17 protein-coding genes are annotated in these 20649 nt (G+C 69.1%); 9 read left to right on the top strand and 8 right to left on the bottom strand.

Annotated features, from left to right (window positions below):
- Positions 1-6 precede the first annotated feature (6 nt).
- Positions 7-720 carry a ComF family protein gene (locus tag NM961_RS13090; protein ID WP_439334214.1) on the bottom strand — a complete coding sequence of 238 codons (714 nt, stop codon included), beginning with the start codon at positions 718-720 and terminating at the stop codon, positions 7-9.
- A 61-nt stretch (positions 721-781) separates the two neighbouring features.
- Here NM961_RS13090 and bioB point away from each other — a divergent pair, with 61 nt between their 5' ends.
- The 5 genes from bioB (at position 782) to bioC (ending at position 5251) form a co-directional block, all read left to right on the top strand.
- Positions 782-1828 carry a biotin synthase BioB gene (gene bioB / locus NM961_RS13085; protein WP_255914839.1) on the top strand — a complete coding sequence of 349 codons (1047 nt, stop codon included), beginning with the start codon at positions 782-784 and terminating at the stop codon, positions 1826-1828.
- 33 nt (positions 1829-1861) lie between these two features.
- Positions 1862-3031, top strand: a complete 1170-nt coding sequence (bioF, locus tag NM961_RS13080; RefSeq protein ID WP_255914838.1) for an 8-amino-7-oxononanoate synthase — start codon at positions 1862-1864, stop codon at positions 3029-3031.
- Positions 3028-3438, top strand: coding sequence for a DUF7079 family protein (locus tag NM961_RS13075; protein WP_255914837.1), 411 nt, complete (start codon positions 3028-3030; stop codon positions 3436-3438). Before bioF ends, NM961_RS13075 begins: the two co-directional genes overlap by 4 nt.
- A 12-nt stretch (positions 3439-3450) precedes the next feature.
- Positions 3451-4212 carry a pimeloyl-ACP methyl ester esterase BioH gene (gene bioH, locus NM961_RS13070; RefSeq protein ID WP_255914836.1) on the top strand — a complete coding sequence of 254 codons (762 nt, stop codon included), beginning with the start codon at positions 3451-3453 and terminating at the stop codon, positions 4210-4212.
- Between the two features lie 160 nt (positions 4213-4372).
- Positions 4373-5251, top strand: a complete 879-nt coding sequence (bioC, locus tag NM961_RS13065) for a malonyl-ACP O-methyltransferase BioC (RefSeq protein ID WP_255914835.1) — start codon at positions 4373-4375, stop codon at positions 5249-5251.
- Positions 5252-5596: 345 nt separating this feature from the next.
- On the opposite strand, the gene NM961_RS13060 is transcribed toward bioC, so the two are convergent.
- The gene (locus NM961_RS13060) at positions 5597-6778 is read right to left on the bottom strand and encodes a vWA domain-containing protein (protein ID WP_255914834.1); all 1182 of its coding nucleotides are present in this window, start codon (positions 6776-6778) and stop codon (positions 5597-5599) included.
- A 234-nt stretch (positions 6779-7012) separates the two neighbouring features.
- Between NM961_RS13060 and NM961_RS13055 the strand changes: the two genes are divergently transcribed.
- Positions 7013-7855 (top strand): YbaY family lipoprotein, encoded by an 843-nt coding sequence (locus NM961_RS13055; protein WP_255914833.1) that lies wholly within the window; start codon positions 7013-7015, stop codon positions 7853-7855.
- Positions 7856-7993: 138 nt separating this feature from the next.
- Here the strand turns inward: NM961_RS13055 and NM961_RS13050 are convergent, their stop codons facing one another.
- Both NM961_RS13050 and NM961_RS13045 read right to left on the bottom strand, forming a co-directional pair.
- Positions 7994-8836: an AAA family ATPase gene (locus tag NM961_RS13050; protein WP_255914832.1), complete on the bottom strand. Its 843-nt coding sequence runs from the start codon at positions 8834-8836 to the stop codon at positions 7994-7996.
- A gap of 65 nt (positions 8837-8901) precedes the next feature.
- The gene (locus NM961_RS13045) at positions 8902-11241 is read right to left on the bottom strand and encodes a Tex family protein (protein WP_255914831.1); all 2340 of its coding nucleotides are present in this window, start codon (positions 11239-11241) and stop codon (positions 8902-8904) included.
- Positions 11242-11419: 178 nt separating this feature from the next.
- On the opposite strand from NM961_RS13045, the gene NM961_RS13040 reads away from it, so the two are divergent.
- Positions 11420-12031, top strand: a complete 612-nt coding sequence (locus NM961_RS13040) for an OmpW/AlkL family protein (RefSeq protein ID WP_255914830.1) — start codon at positions 11420-11422, stop codon at positions 12029-12031.
- Positions 12032-12131: 100 nt separating this feature from the next.
- Here the strand turns inward: NM961_RS13040 and mnmG are convergent, their stop codons facing one another.
- Positions 12132-14006: a tRNA uridine-5-carboxymethylaminomethyl(34) synthesis enzyme MnmG gene (gene mnmG / locus NM961_RS13035; RefSeq protein WP_255914829.1), complete on the bottom strand. Its 1875-nt coding sequence runs from the start codon at positions 14004-14006 to the stop codon at positions 12132-12134.
- Positions 14007-14589: 583 nt separating this feature from the next.
- Here mnmG and NM961_RS13030 point away from each other — a divergent pair.
- Positions 14590-14790 carry a hypothetical protein gene (locus NM961_RS13030; protein WP_255914828.1) on the top strand — a complete coding sequence of 67 codons (201 nt, stop codon included), beginning with the start codon at positions 14590-14592 and terminating at the stop codon, positions 14788-14790.
- A 145-nt stretch (positions 14791-14935) separates the two neighbouring features.
- Here the strand turns inward: NM961_RS13030 and NM961_RS13025 are convergent, their stop codons facing one another.
- Together NM961_RS13025 and pepN are read right to left on the bottom strand one after the other, a co-directional pair.
- Positions 14936-15793, bottom strand: a complete 858-nt coding sequence (locus NM961_RS13025) for a hypothetical protein (RefSeq protein ID WP_255914827.1) — start codon at positions 15791-15793, stop codon at positions 14936-14938.
- A gap of 232 nt (positions 15794-16025) precedes the next feature.
- The gene (gene pepN, locus NM961_RS13020) at positions 16026-18665 is read right to left on the bottom strand and encodes an aminopeptidase N (RefSeq protein ID WP_255914826.1); all 2640 of its coding nucleotides are present in this window, start codon (positions 18663-18665) and stop codon (positions 16026-16028) included.
- A gap of 71 nt (positions 18666-18736) precedes the next feature.
- Here pepN and NM961_RS13015 point away from each other — a divergent pair, with 71 nt between their 5' ends.
- On the top strand, positions 18737-19699 hold the full coding sequence (locus NM961_RS13015; RefSeq protein ID WP_255914825.1) for a pyridoxal-phosphate dependent enzyme: 963 nt from the start codon (positions 18737-18739) through the stop codon (positions 19697-19699).
- Between the two features lie 9 nt (positions 19700-19708).
- On the opposite strand, the gene NM961_RS13010 is transcribed toward NM961_RS13015, so the two are convergent.
- Positions 19709-20593 (bottom strand): DMT family transporter, encoded by an 885-nt coding sequence (locus NM961_RS13010; RefSeq protein WP_255914824.1) that lies wholly within the window; start codon positions 20591-20593, stop codon positions 19709-19711.
- Positions 20594-20649 lie beyond the last annotated feature (56 nt).

Raw genomic sequence — 20649 nt, 5'->3', positions numbered from 1 at the left:
CGCGTTTCAGCGCGGCGCCCGTGCCAGGGCCCAGACTTCGACCCGCGCCACGCCGGCGCGGCGCAGGGCCAGGGCACATTCCTGCGCGGTCGCGCCGGTGGTCATCACGTCGTCGACCACGGCTACGTGCGCCGGCAGGCGGCGCGCGGCGACAGCGAAGGCCTGGCGCAGGTTGCGCCGCCGCGCCAGGGCGCTGAGGCCGCTCTGCGCCGGCGTCTCGCGCTGCCGCCGCAGCGCCTGCAGCAGCAGCGGCAGGTCCAGGGCGCGGGCCAGCGGCCGGGCCAGCTCCAGCGCCTGGTTGTAGCCGCGCTCGCGCAGCCGGCGCGGGTGCAGCGGCACTGGCAGTACGGCCTGAGGCAGCGGCCGATCGGCCGGATAGGCCTCGACCGCCAGTTCGGCCAGCAGGCGGCCGGCGGCCAGGTCGCCGGCGAACTTGAAGCGGGTCAGCAGGCCGGCCAGCGGCGCGGCGTAGACGAAGGGCGCCCAGGCCGCCTCGAAAGCCGGCGCGCGCTTGATACAGCGCCCGCACAGGGCTTCCGGCCGCGCCAGCGGCAGGGCGCAGCGCGGGCAGGCGCAGGTATTGCGCAGCAGGTCGGCCTGGCAGGCCGGGCACAGATCGCGCTGGCGGCCGCCAGGGCCGCCGCAGAGCAGGCAGCTTGCCGGCAGCAGGGCGAAGCTGAGCCGCCGCAGCCAGCCGTCAACCGCGAACGGGGATTTCAAGTTGACAGCCTCCGCCGCGCTCCGGACACTCGCGCCGAATTTAGCCCGCAAGCGATCGCCCATGACAGCCCTACGCCACGACTGGACGCGCGAGGAAGTCCTCGCCCTGTTCGACCTGCCCTTCGCCGACCTGATGCACCGCGCCCAGACCACCCACCGGGCCCACTTCGACGCGAACGCGGTACAGGTATCGACCCTGCTCTCGATCAAGACCGGCGGCTGCCCCGAGGACTGCGCCTACTGCCCGCAGAGCGCGCGCTACGCCACCGGCCTGAAGGCCGAAAAGCTGATGAGCCTGGAAACCGTGGTCGACAAGGCGCGCCAGGCCAAGGCCGCCGGCGCCACGCGCTTCTGCATGGGCGCCGCCTGGCGCTCGCCCAAGGACAAGGATGTGCAGAAAGTGGCCGAGATGGTCGGCGCGGTGAAGGCGCTGGGCCTGGAAACCTGCGCCACGCTGGGCATGCTCGACGGCGGCCAGGCGCAGACGCTGAAACAGGCCGGCCTGGACTACTACAACCACAACTTGGACACGGCGCCGGAGTTCTACGGCGACATCATCAAGACGCGCGAATACCAGGACCGCCTGGACACCCTGGAGCACGTGCGCCAGGCCGGCATGAAGACCTGCTGCGGCGGCATCGTCGGCATGGGCGAGACGCGCGAGCAGCGCGCCGGCCTGCTGCACACCCTGGCCAACCTGCCCGAACACCCGACCTCGGTGCCGATCAACCGCCTGGTCCAGGTCGCCGGCACGCCGCTGGCCGGCACGGCCCTGCTCGATCCGTTTGAATTCGTGCGCACCATCGCCGTGGCGCGGCTGCTGATGCCGCAGTCCATGGTGCGCCTGTCCGCCGGCCGCGCCGAGATGAGCGACGAATTGCAGTCGCTGTGCTTCCTCGCCGGCGCCAATTCCATCTTCTACGGCGAGAAGCTGCTGACCACCGGCAACCCGGACGTGGAACACGACCAGGCCCTGTTCGCGCGCCTGGGCATCCATCCCCTGCAGGTGGTGCAGCAGTCTTCCACCGTGCATGCGGACATCGTGGAACTCGAAGCGGAAGCCGGCAGCTGCGCCGGTTCCTGCGCCGGCGCCGGCCTCGCGGCCTGAAGCACGCGGCCGCGCGCCGCGCGGCCATCGCCCATGTCCCGTCCCGAACTGCTGGCCCGACTCGCCCAGGCCCAGGCCGAGCGCAGCCAGGCCGGCCTGCTGCGCCGGCTGCGCCGCGTCGATGAGGCCGACGGCGTGCATATCGTCGTTGCCGGCCGGCGCCTGCTGAGCTTCGCCAGCAACGACTACCTCGGCCTGGCGCAGCACCCCCGCGTGCGCGAGGCGCTGGTGCAGGCCGCCGCGCGCTGGGGCGTAGGCGCGACGGCCGCACATCTGCTCGGCGGCCACCGCGCCGGACACGAGGAACTCGAAGCTGCGCTGGCAAACTGGACCGGACGCGAGCGCGCACTGCTGTTTTCCAGCGGCTATGTGGCCAATATCGGCGTGCTCGGCGCGCTGCTGGGCGCGGACGACCTGTGCGTGCAGGACAAACTCAACCACGCCTGCCTGATCGACGGCGCGCGCCTGAGCGGCGCCGTGCTCAAGCGCTACGTACACAACGACGTGGCCAGCGCGCAGCGCCAGCTGGAAAGCGCGCCGGGCGCCGCCGCGCTGCTGGCAACCGACGGCGTGTTCAGCATGGACGGCGACGTTGCACCGCTGCGCGAACTCGCCGCGCTGTGCCGCGAACAGGGCGCGCTGCTGCACGTGGACGATGCCCACGGCCTGGGCGTGCTCGGCCCCGACGGCGCCGGCAGCCTGGCCGAGGCCGGCCTGGACCAGGATGCCGCGCCGGTGCTGATGGCCACGCTGGGCAAGGCCCTGGGCACCGCCGGCGCCTTCGTCGCCGGCAGCGCCGCGCTGATCGACGGCCTGGTGCAGTTCGCCCGCAGCCACATCTACACCACCGCCTCGCCGCCGGCCCTGGCCGCGGCGACGCGGGTGGCGCTGGATATCGCGCGTTTTGAATCCTGGCGCCGCGAACGCCTGCGCACCCTGATCGCACATCTGCGCCACGGCGCGCAGCAGCGCGGCCTGCATTTGCTGGCTTCGCGCACGCCGATACAGCCGCTGCTGGTCGGCGCCAGCGAAGACGCGCTGCGCTGGGCGAACGGACTGGAAGCGCGCGGCTGCTACGTGCCGGCGATTCGTCCGCCCACCGTGGCCGCGGGCAAGGCGCGGCTGCGCATCACCCTGTCGGCGCTGCATACGGAAAGCCAGGTCGAGCAGTTGCTGGACGCGCTGGCCCAGGTCGCCGCATGAACCCGGCCGACGATCTCGCGGCGCGCCGGCCGGTATGGCAGGCATTCGCGCTGCTGTATCTGGACAGCGATATCGAAGCCGCCCTGCCCGGCATCGCCGCCACGCTCGCGGCCGCGCCGTACAGCGTGGCGCAACTGCACGACATCCTGCGCTACGAGGTGAACCCCGTACTGCACTGGAATCTGCATGCCACCGCGGGCGTGTGGGACGGTTTCGACGCGGACTGGCTGGAGCGCGAGATCCTGCGCCGCAGCCGCCGCCCGCGCTGGCTACGCGCCCTGACCACACAGCGCGCGCTGCGCTGGCACTGGGCCGCGCTGGCCGCGGAGGTGCAGCGGCGGCGCGAAGCTGCGCACGACGCAGGCAACGCGCCCGGACACACCGCAGCGGCCGGCCCCCCTCACTGATCGACGCTCCTCATGCATATCGAAACCCTGGGCCAAGGCCCCGATCTGGTCCTCATCCACGGCTGGGCCATGCATAGCGGCATCTTCGCGCCGCTGACGCGCGAACTCACCGCACAGTTCCGCCTGCATCTGGTCGACCTGCCCGGCCACGGCCTCAGCGCCGAACGCGATCTCACCCTGCGCCTGGACGACTGCGCGCAACGCCTGGCCGCGCAGCTGCCGCCGGCGCTGTGGCTGGGCTGGTCGCTGGGCGGCCAGGTCTGCCTGGAAGCCGCGCGGCGCAACAGCGGCCCGCGCGGGCTGGTGCTGATCGCGTCCAGTCCGCGTTTCGTGCTTGGACCGGACTGGCCCCACGGCGTGGACGCGGAAATCTTCCGCCAGTTCGGCAGCGGCCTGCGCCAGGACTATCACCGCACCATCGAGCGCTTCCTCGCGCTGGAAGCCCACGGCTCCGAACGCGCGCAGAGCGAACTGCGCGAACTCAAGGCACACGTGTTCGACCGCGGCGAACCGGCGCTGCAGGTGCTCTGCGACGGCCTGGACATCCTCGACCAGGCTGACTTGCGCGACAGCCTGGCCGAACTCCCCGTGCCCAGCCTGTGGATCGCCGGCCGCCGCGACCGCCTGATCCCGCCCGGCGCCATGCAGTGGTCCGCAGAACACAGCCCCGGCGGGCGCTATCTCGAATTCTCCGCCGGGCATGCGCCGTTCATAGGCCATGCCCAGGCAATCGCCGAGGCTATCGTCGCGTTCAATGCGGAGATCCGCGCATGACGCCGTCCACACGGGCAGCGCTCCGTGCGGGCCGCTGCGACGACACAGGCACTGCCTTTCCTTGCGCCATCCGCCGCCGCCACGCGCGGGACGCCTTCCTGCGCGTAGTCCCGCATGAGCCGGCACGCTGCGCATCCGCCCCATTCACCGAGTCCATGGCATGACCCCGTTCGACCGCGACCATGTTCGCCGCGCCTTCGGCCGCGCCGCCGCGCGCTACGCCGAACACGCCGTGCTGCAGCACGAAGTGGAAGACCGCCTGCTGGAACGGCTGGATTTCGTGCCCGATCCGCCGCTGCGCGTGCTCGACCTGGGCTGCGGCCCCGGCCGCGCCAGCGGGCTGATACGCAAGCGCTGGCGCAAGGCTGAAGTCATCGCCATGGATCTGGCCCTGCCCATGCTGCGCGAAGCCCGCCGCCAGGGCAGCTGGCTGCGCCCGCTGCCGCGCATCTGCGCCGACGCCGCGCAGCTGCCGCTGGCCGATGCGAGCGTGGATCTGCTGTTTTCCAGCCTCTGCATCCAGTGGATCGACGACCTGCCGGCGCTGTTCGACGAGTTCCGCCGCGTGCTGCGGCCCAGGGGATTTCTTGCCTTGTCCACTTTCGGGCCGGTGACACTGCACGAACTGCGCACCGCGTGGGCCGAAGTCGACCGCGCCCCCCATGTGAGCCACTTCGCCGATATCCAGCGCGTAGGCGACGCTCTGCTCGCCGCCGGCTTCCGCGATCCCGTGCTCGACGCCGAAGACTTCACCCTGACCTATGCCGACGCCCCCGCCCTGATGCGCGACCTCAAGGCCATAGGCGCCACCAACGCCGAACAGGCCAGACCCCGCGGCCTCACCGGCCGCAAGCGCCTGGAAGCCGTCGCCCGCGCCTACGAACCCTTCCGCCAGCCCGACGGCCGCCTGCCGGCCACCTACGAAGTCATCTACGCCCACGCCTGGGGCCCGGAGCCCGGCCAGCCGCGGCGCAGCAAAGGCATGGATATTGCGACGTTTCCAGTGGATCAGCTGAGGATCAGGAAGAGGGGCGGGTAGTTGGGATTCGGGATTCGCGGCGAGTGCGCGGAGGAATCCCAGCTATGCGGCAAGCGAAAATTGCCGAGCTTCATCGAGAAGAAGCGGGACACTCCCTCTCCCCAAGCCCCGCCTGGGAGAGAGGGCCGGGGTGAAGGGGGCAACGATCAACGCACCTCGCGTTTGAGTTTTTTTCAGAATCTTCAACACACGAAGAACCCGCGAAAACCAGATTTCTTCGCGAACTGAAGCGTTGCCCTCACCCAACCTTCTCCCCCCAAGCGCATTCGCGCTTGGGGGGAGAAGAGATAAGGGCTCTCTGCGATCCATCAGCGCCGGCGCGTACCGCCTAGCCCACCCCGCCAATCAGCTCCGCCCACGCAACGCTTCCACACCCCGATTCAACCCCTCCAGCGTCAACGGAAACATCCGCCCCGCCATCAGCTCCCGCGTTATGCCTATCGACGGCGTCCACTCCCAGCGCGCTTCCTCCACCGGGTTCAGCCAGATCGCGCGGCGGTACAGCTCCGTCAGCCGCCCCAGCCAGACCGCGCCGGCTTCCGCGTTGTGGTGTTCGATGCTGCCGCCGGCATGGGTGATCTCGTACGGGCTCATGCTCGCATCGCCGACGATGACCAGCTTGTAGTCCGCCGCATACGTATGCATCAGATCCAGCGTGTTCTGATGCACGTCCCAGCGCCGCGAATTGTCCTTCCACAGGCGCTCGTAGATGAAATTGTGGAAATAAAAATGCTGCAGGTGCTTGAACTCGCTGCGCGCGGCGGAGAACAGTTCCTCGCAGATGCGCACGTGGTCGTCCATGGAGCCGCCGATGTCCAGCAGCAACAGCACCTTGACGGCGTTATGGCGTTCCGGCCGCAGCTTGAGGTCCAGCCAGCCGGCATTGCGCGCGGTCGCGCTGATGGTGGAATCCAGGTCCAGCTCCTGCTCGGCGCCGCTGCGCGCCAGACGGCGCAGGGCACGCAGGGCCAGCTTGATATCGCGGGTACCCAGTTCGCGCGTGTCGTCGAGGTTGCGGAACTGGCGCTGTTCCCACACCTTGACCGCGCGGCGCTGGCTGGAGCGGCCGCCTATGCGCACGCCTTCGGGGTTGTAGCCGGAATGGCCGAACGGCGAGGTGCCGCCGGTGCCTATCCAGCGCGAGCCGCCCTGGTGGCGCTCGTGCTGTTCGGCCAGGCGCTGGCGCAGCTCATCGAGCAATTTCTGCAACCCGCCCAGTGCCTCGACGGCGGCCTTTTCCTCGGGCGTGAATTCACGCTCGAACTCGCGCCGCAGCCATTCTTCCGGCACCTGGCCGTAGAGCTGGGCCGCGGCCGCATCCACGCCGCTGAAAAACGTGCCGAAGGCGCGGTCGTAACGGTCGAACTGGCTTTCGTCCTTGATCAGGCAAATGCGCGCCAGCAGATGGAATTCGTCCAGCGACAGGCGCGCGAAGCCGGCCTTGAGCGCATCCAGCAGGGCCAGCAGTTCGTTCAGCCCGGGCTTGAGGCCCTGGCTGCGCAGCCACAGGAAAAAACGAATCAGCATACGCCGGAAATCCGCCCGGCCGGGCGCCGGAACCGCGCCGGAATGGCCGTCCACAGCCCGGGCCGCAGGCCGGCCTGGGGCCGGATCCGCCCGATTAAACGCCTACGCAACACGGTTGATGGCATCATTCGACCTTCGGATTCGCGACAGGGGCGGGCAAACCCGCTAGGCTGCGCGGTCTTTATGCCGCCGCACAGGCGCCGGCCACGATTCTACGTTTGCGGAGACTAACTCGTGCAGAAGCTTGCCCTTCCCCTGCTGATCGCCAGTCTGGCCCTGGCCGCCTGCGGCCAGTCCAACAACAACGCCGGTCCGGCCAAGCCCGCTGCCCAGGCGCCCCTGCCGACGTCGGTCACGGGAACGGTTTCGCTCAAGGTCGCCGCGCCGCTCAGCCCCGCCGCGCAGCTCAAGCTGGCGCTGGTCAATGTCAGCCTCAAGCCCGAAATCACCGTGGCGCAGAGCACGACCAGCCCGGGCCAGCTGCCGGCCCAGTTCCAGCTGCCGTTTGAAGCCGGCAAGATCGATCCGAACGCGCTGTACGTGCTGAACGTGGAACTGACCGACGGCGAGCGCCGCTACGTCGCACCGCGCCAGTATCCGGTGATCACCAAGGGTTCGAGCTACAAGGTCGACGTGGTGATGACGCCCGAGCCCACGGCCTCGGAAAAGCTGGAAACCGAATACGCCAGCCTGGAACGTGCCATCGGCGGCATGAAGCGCGCGCAAGGCTCCAGCGAGGACGAGACCAGCACCACCGCCTGGGACGGCTTCTTCGACAAGAAGGGCCTGCGCTACATCCGCGAGATCACCGACTACGGCGACAAGGGCCGCACCAACTTCTATTACGCCTATCGCGAGGATGGCAAGGTGCTGGCCGTGGTGCAGGAGCGCGTGCCGGCCATGGCCGAGAAGCCGAATGCCTCCAGCCGCGCGGGCTGGGATGAAGCCGGCAACCTGGTGCTCAAGGTCAAGAAGGAAGGCGGCAACGTAGGCGAGCTGGCCGATGCCGACGCCAAGGCGCTGCGCGACCGCGCCGCGTCCAAGTACGAAGTGATCTCCAAGCGCGCGCCGAAGTAATCCGGCGCCGCCGCACGCACCCCGGCGTCGCCGGGGTGCGCGTTCAAGGCCGCTGCGGCGGCCTTTTGCTTTTCTGCAGCGCCGGTGCGCTTTTGTCCGACAAATGCGCCCGCCGGCTTCCTGCGCCGCCGCCTGCGCTCAGCTGCCGCGGCGCGCCATGAACGCGATGCGTTCAAACAACTGCACGTCGGCCTCGTTCTTGAGCAGCGCGCCGTACAGCGGCGGGATCGACTTCTTCGCGTTGCGCTCGCGCAGGGTTTCCACGGCCAGGTCCTCGGCCAGCAGCAGTTTTAGCCAGTCCAGCAGCTCCGAGGTGGTCGGCTTCTTTTTCAGGCCCGGCGTCTCACGCAGGGCGAGGAAGGCGGTCAGCGCCTCGTGCACCAGATCGCGGCGCAGCCCGGGGAAATGCACGTCGACGATGGCGCCCAGGGTCTCCGCGTCCGGGAAGCGGATGTAGTGGAAGAAACAGCGGCGCAGGAAGGCGTCCGGCAGCTCCTTCTCGTTGTTGGACGTAATCATCACGATGGGACGATGGCGCGCGCTGACGGTCTGGCCGGTCTCGTAGACATGGAAGTCCATGCGGTCCAGTTCGCGCAGCAGGTCGTTGGGGAATTCGATGTCGGCCTTGTCGATCTCGTCGATCAGCATTACCGCGCGCTTTTCGCTGGTGAAGGCCTGCCACAGCTTGCCGGGCACGATGTAATTGGCGATGTCGGTGGCGCGCGCCTCGCCGAGCTGGGAATCGCGCAGCCGCGCCACCGCGTCATATTCGTACAGGCCGTGCTGGGCCTTGGTGGTGGACTTGATATGCCATTCGATCAGCGGCGCATCCAGCGCCCGCGCCACTTCCTCGGCGAGCAGGGTCTTGCCGGTGCCGGGCTCGCCCTTGATGAGCAGCGGCCGCTGCAGCGTGATCGCCGCGTTGACCGCGAGCTTGAGTTCATCGGTGGCGACGTAACGGTCGGTGCCTTCAAAGCGCATGGCGGTATCCGCGGATCAGGTGGGTACGAGCACCGCCGGGCGCAACGCGCCCGGCGGCAGCCGCATCAGTTGCGCTTGGCCTTGGCGAAGGCGTCGGCGAAGGCGTTGTTGGACGGCGGCGGCGCGCTGCCCGGCTTGGGACCGAAGCTGCGCTGGCCGCCGTCGCGGCGCGGACCGCGCTCGTCGCGGCGGCCGGCGCCCGCGCCGGGCGCGGCATGGTTCGCGGCGGCTTCGCCGATGGGATCGTCCAGGCGCATGGTCAGGGCGATGCGCTTGCGTGGGATGTCCACCTCCAGCACCTTGACCTTCACCACATCGCCGGCCTTGACCACCTCGCGCGGATCCTTGACGAACTTGGTGGACAAGGCGGAAACGTGCACAAGTCCATCCTGGTGCACGCCGATATCGACGAAGGCGCCGAACGCGGCCACGTTGGAGACGCGGCCTTCCAGCACCATGCCGGGCTTGAGGTCCTTGAGGTCTTCCACGCCTTCGGCGAAGGCGGCGGTGACGAACTCGGGACGCGGGTCGCGGCCGGGCTTTTCCAGCTCCTTGAGGATGTCCTTGACCGTGGGCAGGCCGAAGGTGGCGTCGGTGAACTGGTCGGCCTTCAGCGTCTTGAGGAAGGCGCCGTCGCCGATGATGTTCTTCACTTCGCGGCCGCAGGCCTTGATGATGCGCTCGACCACCGGATAGGCCTCCGGGTGCACCGAGGACGCATCCAGCGGATTGTCGCCGTCGGCGATGCGCAGGAAGCCGGCGCACTGCTCGTAGGCCTTGTCGCCCAGGCGCGGCACTTTCTTCAGCTGCTCGCGCGTGCGGAAGGCGCCGTTGGCGTCGCGGAACTTGACCACGTTCTCCGCCACCGACGACGACAGCCCGGCCACGCGGGCCAGCAGCGGCGCCGAGGCGGTGTTCACGTCCACGCCGACGGCGTTGACGCAGTCCTCGACCTTGGCATCCAGCGCGCGCGCCAGCTTCACCTGGTTCACGTCGTGCTGGTACTGGCCCACGCCTATGGCCTTGGGTTCGATCTTGACCAGCTCGGCGAGCGGATCCTGCAGACGCCGGGCGATGGACACCGCGCCGCGCAGGCTGACGTCGAGTTCGGGGAATTCCTTGGCCGCAATCTCCGAGGCCGAATACACCGAAGCGCCGGCTTCGCTGACCACGACTTTCGCCAGCTTGAGTTCCGGCGCCTTCTTGATCAGTTCGCCGACGAGCTTGTCGGTCTCGCGCGAGGCCGTGCCATTGCCGATGGCGATGAGGTTGACGCCGTACTGGCGGCTCCAGGCGGCGAGCTGGGCCAGCGACTGGTCCCACTGGTTCTTGGGTTCGTGCGGATAGATCACGCCGGTGCTGACGACCTTGCCGGTGCCGTCGACAATGGCGATCTTGCAGCCGGTGCGTATGCCCGGATCCACCCCCATCACGACCTTGGGGCCGGCCGGCGCGGCCAGCAGCAGGTCCTTGAGGTTTTCGCCGAACACGCGGATGGCTTCATCTTCGGCCGATTCGCGCGTCTTGCCGAACAGGTCCAGCGCCAGGTGCAGGTGCAGCTTGATGCGCCAGGTCTGGCGGCAGGTGTCCAGCAGCCAGGCATCGGCCGGGCGGCCGCGCTGGGCGATGCCGAAGTGCGCGGCGACGCGGCCTTCGGCCTCGGCATGGCCCTGCTCGGCTTCGGTGGTGGGTTCCAGCTCCAGGTCGATGATGCCTTCGTTGCGTGCGCGGAACAGGGCAAGCATGCGGTGCGAGGGGATCGCCTTGATCGGCTCGGCGTGGTCGAAGTAATCGCGGAACTTGGCGCCTTCGTTTTCCTTGCCGGCGACGACCTTGGCGCGCACCTGGCCGCGTTCGGTCAGCCAGTGGCGCAGTTCGCCGACCAGGGCGGCGTCTTCGGAGAATTCTTCCAGCAGGATGGCGCGGGCGCCGTCCAGGGCGGATTTGATGTCGGCCACGCCCTTCTCGCTGCTGATGAACTGCAGGGCCAGTTCCTCGGGCTTCTGCGTGGGATCGGCGCGCAGGCCGTCGGCCAGCGGCTGCAGGCCGGCCTCGCGCGCGATCTGCGCCTTGGTGCGGCGTTTGGGCTTGTAGGGCAAATACAAATCTTCTAGTCTTGCTTTTGTATCAGCCGCAAGAATTTCACTTTTTAGCTCGTCGCTGAGCTTGCCCTGTTCGGCGACGCTGGCGAGGATGGCTTCGCGACGCTCTTCCAGCTCGCGCAGGTAGCGCAGGCGTTCTTCGAGGTTGCGCAGCTGCGTATCGTCCAGACCGCCGGTGACTTCCTTGCGGTAGCGCGCGATGAACGGCACGGTCGCGCCGCCGTCCAGCAGTTCGATGGCAGCCTGCACCTGGACCGGCGTGGCGGCGATTTCCTCGGCAATCTTCTGTTTGATCGTAAGCATGAAAACCTGATCTTCCTGGTTGAGCAGCAGCACCGGGGCGGCCCCGGTACTGGAGCGGCATTCTAGTGCCAGACGCGGGGTTTTTGGCCTGGGAGCGGTGCGCTTTGATCCGGATCAAGAGGCACCACGCGCGGTACTGCGAGGATGCGCACATCTTCCCAACCCCAAGGCAAGCCCCATGACTACACGCAAGATCGCCGCCACTGCGCTGTTCGCACTGCTGCTGGGCAGCGCCGGCGCCCAGGCCCAGGACTGGACTTTCAAGGTCGGCGCACACCAGGTGCAGCCGCGCTCGGACAACGGCCGCCTCGCCGGCGGCACTTTGCAAAGTGATGTTTCGGGCGACTGGCGGCCGACTTTCCAGCTGGAATATTTCCTCGGCGAATCCTGGGGCGTGGAACTGCTCGCAGCCACGCCGTTCAAGCACGATGTGAGGCTCAACGGCGCCAAGGCGGCCGAAGTGTCCCACCTGCCGCCGACGCTGTCGGTGAAATATCACTTCAACCGCGGCGGCAAGGTCTCGCCCTTCGTCGGCCTGGGCCTGAACTACACGGCCTTCTTCGATGTGGAGGAACGCGGCCCGCTGGCCGGCACGCACCTGACGCTGGACAAGTCCTGGGGCGCCGCGGCGCACGCCGGCCTGGATTTCGCGCTGGACGAACGCTGGCTGCTCGCCATCGACGTGCGCTGGATGGACATTGACACCGAAGCTCGCGTGAATGGCGCCAAGGTGGGCACGGTCAGCATCGATCCGCTGGCTTACGGCGTCGCCGTGGGTTATCGCTTCTGAAGAAACGCCGTACCGGAAACCGCTGCCTGCCGCAGCGGCGCAACAGGTGAATCGGTCGACGGCTGTGCCGCCGCGGTCTTGTGCCGCGGCGGCACAGCGCTCAGGCCGCGCGGCGCTTCAGATGCACCAGCAGCAGTGAGATCGCCGCCGGCGTCACGCCGGCGATGCGGCTGGCCTGGCCTATGGTCTGCGGCAGCGAGCGCGCGAGTTTCTGCGCGACTTCCGCCGAGAGGCCGGACACCGCGGCGTAGTCGAACGCGGCGGGAATCGGCGTGTCCTCATGGCGGCGCTGGCGTTCGATCTCGTCGCGCTGGCGCGCGAGATAGCCGGCGTACTTGACGCTGATCTCCACCTGCTCGGCCACGCGCGCATCGGCCACGGGCGGGCCTATGCCTTCGACGCGGGTGATGGCGGCGTAGTCCAGCTCCGGCCGGCGCAGCAGATCCAGCGCGCTGGATTCGCGCGACAGGCTGAGCCCTAGCGCATCCTCCAGACTGCGCCCCAGCGCATTGCCGGGCGCGGCCCAGATCGCTTCCAGGCGCGCGGTTTCCGCCGCGACCGCATCGCGCTTGGCACGGAAGGCGTCGTAGCGCGCCTGGTCGACGCAACCCAGGGCGTGGCCCTGTTCGGTCAGGCGCAGATCGGCATTGTCCTCGCGCAGCTGCAGGCGGTACTCGGCGCGCGAGGTGAACATGCGGTAGGGCTCGGTGGTGCCGTTGGTGATCAGATCGTCGACCAGCACGCCGAGATAGGCTTCGTCGCGGCGCGGCGTCCAGGCCGGCTTGCCCTGGGCCGCGCGCGCAGCGTTGAGGCCGGCCAGCAGGCCCTGCGCCGCGGCCTCCTCGTAGCCGGTGGTGCCGTTGATCTGGCCGGCGAAATACAGGCCGGCGATGGCCTTGGTCTCCAGCGAGGCGTTCAGTCCGCGCGGATCGAAATAATCGTATTCGATCGCATAGCCCGGCCGCGTGATATGCGCCTGCTCGAAGCCCTTGATCGAGCGCACCAGTTCCAGCTGCACGTCGAACGGCAGCGAGGTGGAAATTCCATTCGGATAGATTTCCACCGTTTCCAGGCCTTCCGGCTCGATGAAGATCTGGTGCGAGGTCTTGTCGGCGAAGCGCACCACCTTGTCCTCGATGGACGGGCAGTAGCGCGGTCCCACGCCTTCGATCTTGCCGGTGTACAGCGGCGAGCGGTCCAGCGCGCCGCGGATGATGTCGTGGGTGTGCTCGCTGGTGTGGGTGATCCAGCAGGGTACCTGGCGCGGATGCTGGGATACATCGCCGAGGAAGGACATGACAGGCATCGGATCGTCGCCGGGCTGGGCCTCCAGCCCGCTGTAGTCGATGCTGCGGCCGTCGATGCGCGGCGGCGTACCGGTCTTGAGGCGATCCGCGCCCAGGGTCAGCTCGCGCAGGCGCGAGGCCAGCGTCGCCGCGGGCGGATCGCCGGCGCGGCCGCCGGAATAGTTGGCGAAGCCGATATGGATTTTGCCGGCGAGGAAGGTGCCGGCGGTCAGCACCACGCGGTTGGCGTGGAAGCGCAGGCCCATCTGGGTGATAACGCCGCTGACCCGGTCGCCCTGGAGGATCAGGTCATCCACCGCCTGCTGGAACAGGTCCAGGTTGGGCTGGCGCTCGACCAGGCGGCGTATGGCCGCCTTGTACAGGGCGCGGTCGGCCTGGCAGCGCGTGGCGCGCACGGCGGCGCCCTTGGATGCATTCAGCACCCGCCACTGGATGCCGGCCTGATCCGCCGCCCAGGCCATGGCGCCGCCCAGTGCGTCGATTTCCTTGACCAGGTGCCCCTTGCCAATGCCGCCTATGGCGGGATTGCAGCTCATCTGGCCTATGGTTTCGATGTTGTGGCTGAGCAGCAGGGTGCGCGCGCCGCAGCGCGCCGCGGCCAGGGCGGCTTCGGTGCCGGCGTGGCCGCCGCCGATCACGATGACGTCGTAGGTGCGGCTGTAATCCATGGGGAAGCGTCCAGAAACAGTGGCGGAATTCTAGCGCCTGGGCGCCAGCGGGTCGCCGCGCAGGACAGGAAGACGGAATCTGAACGCAAAACGCGACGGAGTTGGCACGCCGCCTGCATTGGATTCCTCGCACTCCCACCGACGCACGGCGTTTGCGAGCACGCTGACAGTCGGAATTCAGGGGCCGGCTCTGCGTCGGTGGGAGGACGCACCAAAGACCGTTTCGTGGCGTGGCGCTGATTTCAGGGGTTAGAGGCTGGCGCCCGGCGGTCTTAGGAACAGGGGGAATCCAAGAGGACCGTGTGCCGGGCGCCAGTAACCGGTAAGACGCCGCAGATTGCGCAAGCAACTGCGGCGTTTTTTATTTGCGCCGGCGCAGAGTATCCCCGGGGCGCATTAGCAAACCGTGAACAACTTCGAAATTAGTCGTGCACCGGCCGGCGATTCCATACCGGTCAGTAAGCGACCAGCCGCGTCACACCCCGGACAAATCATGTCAACCGTGACGGGCCGCGCAAATTTTTCCGACTGGCACGCGAACTGCATCACAAAATCTGAGTAGATCGCATCCAGGGGACGCCGCATGAACATCGCCACTGATACCGCCATCCGGGTCAATCCGCTGTTCATGCGCGTGGATCTGCTGATCGAAGTCAGCCGTCTGGAACTCGCCATTGCGAGCATCCGCAACCAGAAGGCCGCCAACGAGGCCGAGCCGCTGGTCGCTCCGCTGGCTTCCCGCATCGCCCGCCTGAATGAAGCGCTGGGCCGTCTTACCGCCTGAACGTCTCTCTCCTCCGCGCCGACCCGCGCGGAATTATCCGGGCCCCGCTTGCGGGGCCTCTTTTTTGCCAGTTTTTTAGCTGGCAGTCGCCGCGGCGAAGATTTCCGCAAAAAAGAAGGCCCCGTCAGCGGGGCCTTCTTTTCGCTCAGCGTTCGCGGATGCGTCCGCCATCGCCCGCCCGGGGCGGCGGCGACACGCTGGGCGCCATGCGCGGGCTGTTGAAGCTGGGAGCAGGGCTGGGCGCACGGTCGAACGCCGGCTCGCTGCTGCGTATCGGCGCCGGTGCGCGTTCGCCGCGGAACAGGGGTGCGGGCGCGCGATCGGAGCGCGCCGGCATCAGGCCGCCGCCGGCCGGACGCTGCGGCATCGCGCCGCCGCGCGGCATGGCTTCGCGCCCGCCCAGCGGGGCCGCGTTGCGCTCCGGCGCATCCACGCCGCGACGTTGCCGCGGCGTACCGTAGTAAGGATCGACAGTACCTGTCCTAACCTGCCGCGATTCGTCAGCGTTGCGCCAAGAACGGGCATCCGGCCCGGCGCTGCGGCCGGCCTCCGGCGGCGCGCCGAAGCGGCCCGAGCGGGAAGACCCGGTCATCGCTCCGCCGCGCGACGGACCCGCCGCACGCGGCATCGCCGCGATCGCGGCGTTTTCGCTGCGCACCCGGTATTCGCGCTGGCGCTGGCGCGCCTGTGCCTGTTGGTGATGCCACCAGACCGAGTCGTAGTAATCGTAGCCGGGGTAGTACCAGGAACCGCCGTACCAGCTGTTGAAGCCGAACGCGGGATAGCCGTAGTAACCGTAGCCGTAGGAAGGATAGAAGCCGCCGTAACTGTAGTACGGCGAATAGCCCCAGCCGCCGCCGTAATAGCTGTAGCTGGCATGGCCGGCGTAGCCGCCGTCGCGCTCGTAGTAATAGTCGGCGGCTCCGTGGTCACGGTAGTAGCCGGTGCTGACGCATCCCGAAAGAGCGGCGGCGGCGAAGAGGACGGCAAGGACGCGGCGCATGACAGTCACCTCAGAGCGAACAACGCAGCCAGTCTAACGCCGCGGCTGTTAACTGCGTCTGATCCAGGCCGGAACGGACAACAGGCGCGCCGCGGCCGCGCGCCTGGCCCCTGCTTCGACGGCATTGGCCCAAGGTTCGTCGCGCAGACGGGGTGCCGCCGCACCGGCTCAGGCCGCCGCGACCGAACGCCGCCGGTTTGGCGCTTCGCAGCCGAACGCCGTATCCGGGCGGTCAGGAATCGCCGAGCGTACGCCGCAGAATGTCCGCCAGGTCCTGCGACCGCGCGCCCGCCGCCAAGCGCTGCAAGGCGGCCTGCAGCAGTGCGCGGCGGCCGGGTTCCAGCCGCGCCCAGTCCTTGAGCGCGGTGGCCAGGCGTGCGGCGGTGGTCGGGTTGAGACTGTCGATCTCGGCCAGGGCCTGCTCGATCAGGACGTAGCCGGCGCCGTCGGGCCGATGGAAGGCCAGCGGATTGCGCGCGGCAAAACCCATCAGCAGGGCGGAAACGCGGTTCGGATTGCGCAGGCTGAAGCGCGCATGGCGCAGCAGGCCGGCGACCCGCTCCACCGTGTCGGGGCGCGGAATCGTCGCCTGCAGGGCGAACCATTTGTCCAGGGTGACGGGATCGTTGTCGTAGCGCCGCTCGAAATCCTGCAGCGCCTTCTCGCCGGATTCCGCGCCATCGGCGAGCAGGCCTGCCAGCGCAGCCAGGCGCTCGCTCATGCTGGCGGCCAGCACATAGCGCGTCGCGGCGATTTCCTGCGCCTGTGCCGGATCCTGCCGCAGCCACAGGCGCAGGCAGCGATTGAGCAGACGGCGGCGGCCGCGCGCGGCGCCGTCGAGTCCGCCGCGTTCGGTCTTCAGCAACGCCGCGTGGCGCTGCTCCAGCGCGGCGCCCAGGCGCTGGGCCAGGGCTTGCTCCAGCCGTTCGCGCGCGGCGAACACGGCGGCGGGATCCAGCGGCGTGCACGGCTGCGCCAGTTCGTTGAGTTCGGGCGGCGTGAGCAGTTCGGCCAGCAGGGCCGGATCCAGCGCCGCATCGTCGAACAGGCCGGCCAGGGTGTCGCACCAGATATCCAGCTCGGGCACGTTCTGCGCACCGCCGAGCACGCGCTCGAACGCGCGCCGCGCCAGCTGCTGCGCGGCTTCCCAACGGTTGAAGCCGTCGCTCTCGAAACGCAGCAGGAAAGCCAGATCGTCCGCGCCCTGGTCGGTGGAGAGCTGCACCGGCGCGGAAAAGCCGCGCAGCAGCGAGGCCACGCGCGGTGCGTCGATGTCGACGAATTCAAAACAGCGACTGGCCGCGTCCAGCTCGACCACGCACTCGTCCTGCGGCGCCGCGCCGGCTTCGCGCCGCAGCGGCAGGGCGCGGCCGTCGGCACCGAGCAGGGCGACGCGCAGCGGAATCGGCAGCGCCTGCTTGCGCGCCTGGCCCGGCGTGGGCGCGGTGCGCTGGCGCAGGTCCAGGCGGTAGCGCCGCGCTGCCGCATCGTAGGTGCCGCGCGCCTGCAACTGCGGCGTGCCGGCCTGGGCGTACCAGGCCAGATACGCACTGAGATCGACGCCATTGGCATCGCCCAGCGCGGCGAGGAACTGCTCCACCGTCGCCGCCTCGCCGTCGTGGCGGCGGAAATACTCGTCCATGCCGCGGCGCCAGGCGGTCTCGCCCAGGCGGCCGGCGATCATGCGTACCAGTTCCGCGCCCTTGTCGTAGACGGTGGCGGTGTAGAAGTTGTCGATCGCGCTGTAGCGTTCCGGCCGCACCGCATGGGCGAGCGGGCCGGCGTCCTCGGTGAACTGGGCGCGGCGCAGCACCTGCACGTCTTCGATGCGCTTGAGCGTGGCCGAATTCATCTCCGCGCTGAACTGCTGTTCGCGGTAAACCGTCAGCCCTTCCTTCAGCGACAGCTGGAACCAGTCGCGGCAGGTGACGCGGTTGCCAGTCCAGTTGTGGAAATATTCGTGCGCGACGATGGCCTCGACATGGGCGTAGTCCTCGTCGCTGGAGCGCTGCGGATCGGCCAGCAGGTACTTCGCGTTGAAGATATTGAGCCCCTTGTTCTCCATCGCGCCCATGTTGAAATCGTGGGTGGCGACGATGTGGAACACGTCCAGGTCATAGTTGCGGCCGTAGCGCTGCTCGTCCCAGCGCATGGCGCGCACCAGCGCGTCCATGGCGTAGCCGCAACGGTCGATGGCGTCGGCCTCGGCGAAGATGCGCAGCTTGACCGCGCGGCCGTCGGCGGTGGTGTAGTCCTGCTCGATCTGCTCCAGCCGGCCGGCGACCAGGGCGAACAGATAACTGGGCTTGGGATGCGGGTCGTCCCAGGCGGCCCAGTGGCGGCCGTCTTCAAGTTCGCCGCTGCCAGCCGGATTGCCGTTGGCCAGCAGCACCGGGAAGCGCTGCCGGTCGGCGCGCAGCAGCACGCGGAAGCGTGCGAGCACGTCGGGGCGGTCCGGGTACCAGGTGATGCGGCGGAAGCCTTCGGCCTCGCACTGGGTCAGCAGGAAGCCGGCTCCGGCGCTGCCGGAGAGATACAGCCCGGACAGCGCGCTGTTCGCATCCGGCGCCAGGCCGGCCTCGGTTTCCAGCACGGCGCCGTCGTCCACGGCGAACACGGTCAGCGACTGCGCATCCAGCTGGTACTCGTGCGGTTCCAGCGCGCGCCCGTCCAGGCGTATCGCGTGCAACTCCTGGCCGGCGCCGTCCAGCCGCAACGGCTGCGCCGCGCCGGCGCCGCGGCGCAGATGCAGGCGGGCCAGCACACGGGTGGCGCTGATGTCGAGATCGAATTCGAGTTCGACCTGTTCCACGCGCCAGGCCGGCGCGCGGTAGTCGGCGAGATGGACCACGCCGTTGTCGGAAGCAGTCATGGCTGGAAACGGTGCTGCACAGGCCGCGCAGGCTAGCACGCCCGCCTGGGCCGCTGTATTGTCGCCGGCTCATGGAAACTCACAGCCGCGTTACCCTCGCTGACGTGCGCGACGCCGCCGCACGCATCGCCGCCCATGCCCAGGTCACTCCGCTGCTGCGCTCGCGCAGCCTGGACGAACTCAGCGGCGCCCAGTTGTTCTTCAAGTGCGAACAGCTGCAGCGCGCCGGCGCGTTCAAGTTCCGCGGCGCCTGCAATGCGGTGTGGTCGCTGGACGAGGACAGCGCGCGCCGCGGCGTGGTCACCCATTCTTCCGGCAACCACGGCGCGGCGCTGGCCCTGGCAGCCGCGACGCGCGGCATTCCGGCCCATGTCGTCGTGCCCGAAGGCGCGGTCAGGGCCAAGCTGGCTGCGATCGAACGCAACGGCGCGACCCTGCACCACTGCGCCCCGAGCATTGCCGCGCGCGAACAGACCGCCGAGCGCGTGCGCGCGGAAACCGGCGCCAGCCTGGTGCATCCGTACGCCGATCCGCGCGTCATCGCCGGCCAGGGCACGGCGGGGCTGGAACTCCTGCAGCAGAGCGGCGGCCTGGATGCGCTGATCGCGCCGGTCGGCGGCGGCGGCCTGGTCAGCGGCTGCGCCATCGCGGTGCGCGGCATCGATCCCGCCGTAGCCGTCTATGCGGCCGAACCCGAAGGCGCGCCGGATGCCTACGAATCCTTCCGCCGCGGCGAGCGCTTCACCGACATCACCCCGAACACCATCGCCGATGGCCTGCGCGGCACGATAGGTGCGATCAATTTCACGCTGATGCGGGAAAACGTGCGCGAGGTGCTGCCGGTTTCCGAAGCGGAAATCGTCGCCGCGATGCGCCTGGTGTGGGAGCGCCTCAAGCAGGTGATAGAGCCGTCCAGCGCCACCGTGCTCGCGGCGATCCTGCGCCACCGCGAGCACTTCGCCGGCAGGCGCGTGGGCGTGGTGCTGTCCGGCGGCAATGTCGACCTGGACGCACTGCCCTGGCTCGGCGCCTGAGCCGCGGCCTTACGACGAAGCCCGCGCCGGCGCGCGGCTGATGCCGACCAGCGCCGCGGCGATCAGCACGATGCCGGCCGCCTCGGCCAGGTCCGGCCGCTCGCCCAGCAGCAGCCAGGCCAGCAGTACGCCGCACAGCGGCACGGCCAGGCTGACGATGCCGGCCAGCGTCGCCGGCAGCCGCTGCACGATCAGCGCCCACAGCACCCAGGCCAGGCCGGAAGCCAGCACGGCGTTGTAGGCCAGGCCCCAGAGGAAGGGCGCGCTCCAGTCGATGGCCCGCTCCGGCACGCACAGCGCGATCAGGCACAGACCGATCGCGCCGAAGCCCATCTGCCAGGCGGTCAGGCGCAGCGGCGTGACGCTGCCGTCGGCGAAGGTCTTCTTCGCGATCACCACCGACAGCGCCCAGGCCAGGCCGCTGACCAGGGCCAGCAGCGCACTGCTCAGCCCGCCCAGACCGGCCCAGGGCCGCAGCACCAGGACCAGCCCGACGCCGGCCAGGGCGGCGCAGTGCAGGCGGCGCCGGTCCGGCCGCTCGCGCAGCAGCGGCCAGGCCAGCAACAGCAGCCAGAACGGCATGGTGTAGGCCAGCAGCGCCGTCTTGCCGGCACCGCCGTCGACCAGGGCCCACTGCACCAGCGACTGGAAGGCCGTGGTCTGGGCCAGGCCGAGCAGGATGGTCGGCCCCAGCGGCGGCGGGCGCAGGGATTCGCGCCGCAGCAGCAACACCAGGAACAGCACCAGGGTAGCCAGCACGGCGCGGATCGCAGCGAAGCCGAACGGGCCGGAATACTGCAGCACCTGCTTCATGACGACCCAGTTGTAGCTCCACACCAGGGTCAGCACAGCCAGCGCCAGCAGGGCGCCGCGACGGGAAGCGGATTCGGACATGGGCGCTGGCGCTGGCAGAAAGCATGCATGATAAGGCTGCGCCGCGCATCCGCGGC

The sequence above is a fragment of the Tahibacter harae genome (assembly GCF_024437735.1).
Lineage (GTDB): Bacteria > Pseudomonadota > Gammaproteobacteria > Xanthomonadales > Rhodanobacteraceae > Tahibacter > Tahibacter harae.
The sequence above is the reverse complement of the archived record's forward strand: the minus strand, read 5'-3'. Positions and strand labels throughout refer to the sequence as shown.

Coding starts and splice junctions, on each gene's coding strand:
- bioB (WP_255914839.1), top strand. CDS start 782: ATGACAGCCCTACGCCACGACTGGACGCGCGAGGAAGTCCTCGCCCTG.
- bioF (WP_255914838.1), top strand. CDS start 1,862: ATGTCCCGTCCCGAACTGCTGGCCCGACTCGCCCAGGCCCAGGCCGAG.
- NM961_RS13075 (WP_255914837.1), top strand. CDS start 3,028: ATGAACCCGGCCGACGATCTCGCGGCGCGCCGGCCGGTATGGCAGGCA.
- bioH (WP_255914836.1), top strand. CDS start 3,451: ATGCATATCGAAACCCTGGGCCAAGGCCCCGATCTGGTCCTCATCCAC.
- bioC (WP_255914835.1), top strand. CDS start 4,373: ATGACCCCGTTCGACCGCGACCATGTTCGCCGCGCCTTCGGCCGCGCC.
- NM961_RS13060 (WP_255914834.1), bottom strand. CDS start 6,778: ATGCTGATTCGTTTTTTCCTGTGGCTGCGCAGCCAGGGCCTCAAGCCC.
- NM961_RS13050 (WP_255914832.1), bottom strand. CDS start 8,836: ATGCGCTTTGAAGGCACCGACCGTTACGTCGCCACCGATGAACTCAAG.
- NM961_RS13045 (WP_255914831.1), bottom strand. CDS start 11,241: ATGCTTACGATCAAACAGAAGATTGCCGAGGAAATCGCCGCCACGCCG.
- NM961_RS13040 (WP_255914830.1), top strand. CDS start 11,420: ATGACTACACGCAAGATCGCCGCCACTGCGCTGTTCGCACTGCTGCTG.
- mnmG (WP_255914829.1), bottom strand. CDS start 14,006: ATGGATTACAGCCGCACCTACGACGTCATCGTGATCGGCGGCGGCCAC.
- NM961_RS13030 (WP_255914828.1), top strand. CDS start 14,590: ATGAACATCGCCACTGATACCGCCATCCGGGTCAATCCGCTGTTCATG.
- NM961_RS13025 (WP_255914827.1), bottom strand. CDS start 15,793: ATGCGCCGCGTCCTTGCCGTCCTCTTCGCCGCCGCCGCTCTTTCGGGA.
- pepN (WP_255914826.1), bottom strand. CDS start 18,665: ATGACTGCTTCCGACAACGGCGTGGTCCATCTCGCCGACTACCGCGCG.
- NM961_RS13015 (WP_255914825.1), top strand. CDS start 18,737: ATGGAAACTCACAGCCGCGTTACCCTCGCTGACGTGCGCGACGCCGCC.
- NM961_RS13010 (WP_255914824.1), bottom strand. CDS start 20,593: ATGTCCGAATCCGCTTCCCGTCGCGGCGCCCTGCTGGCGCTGGCTGTG.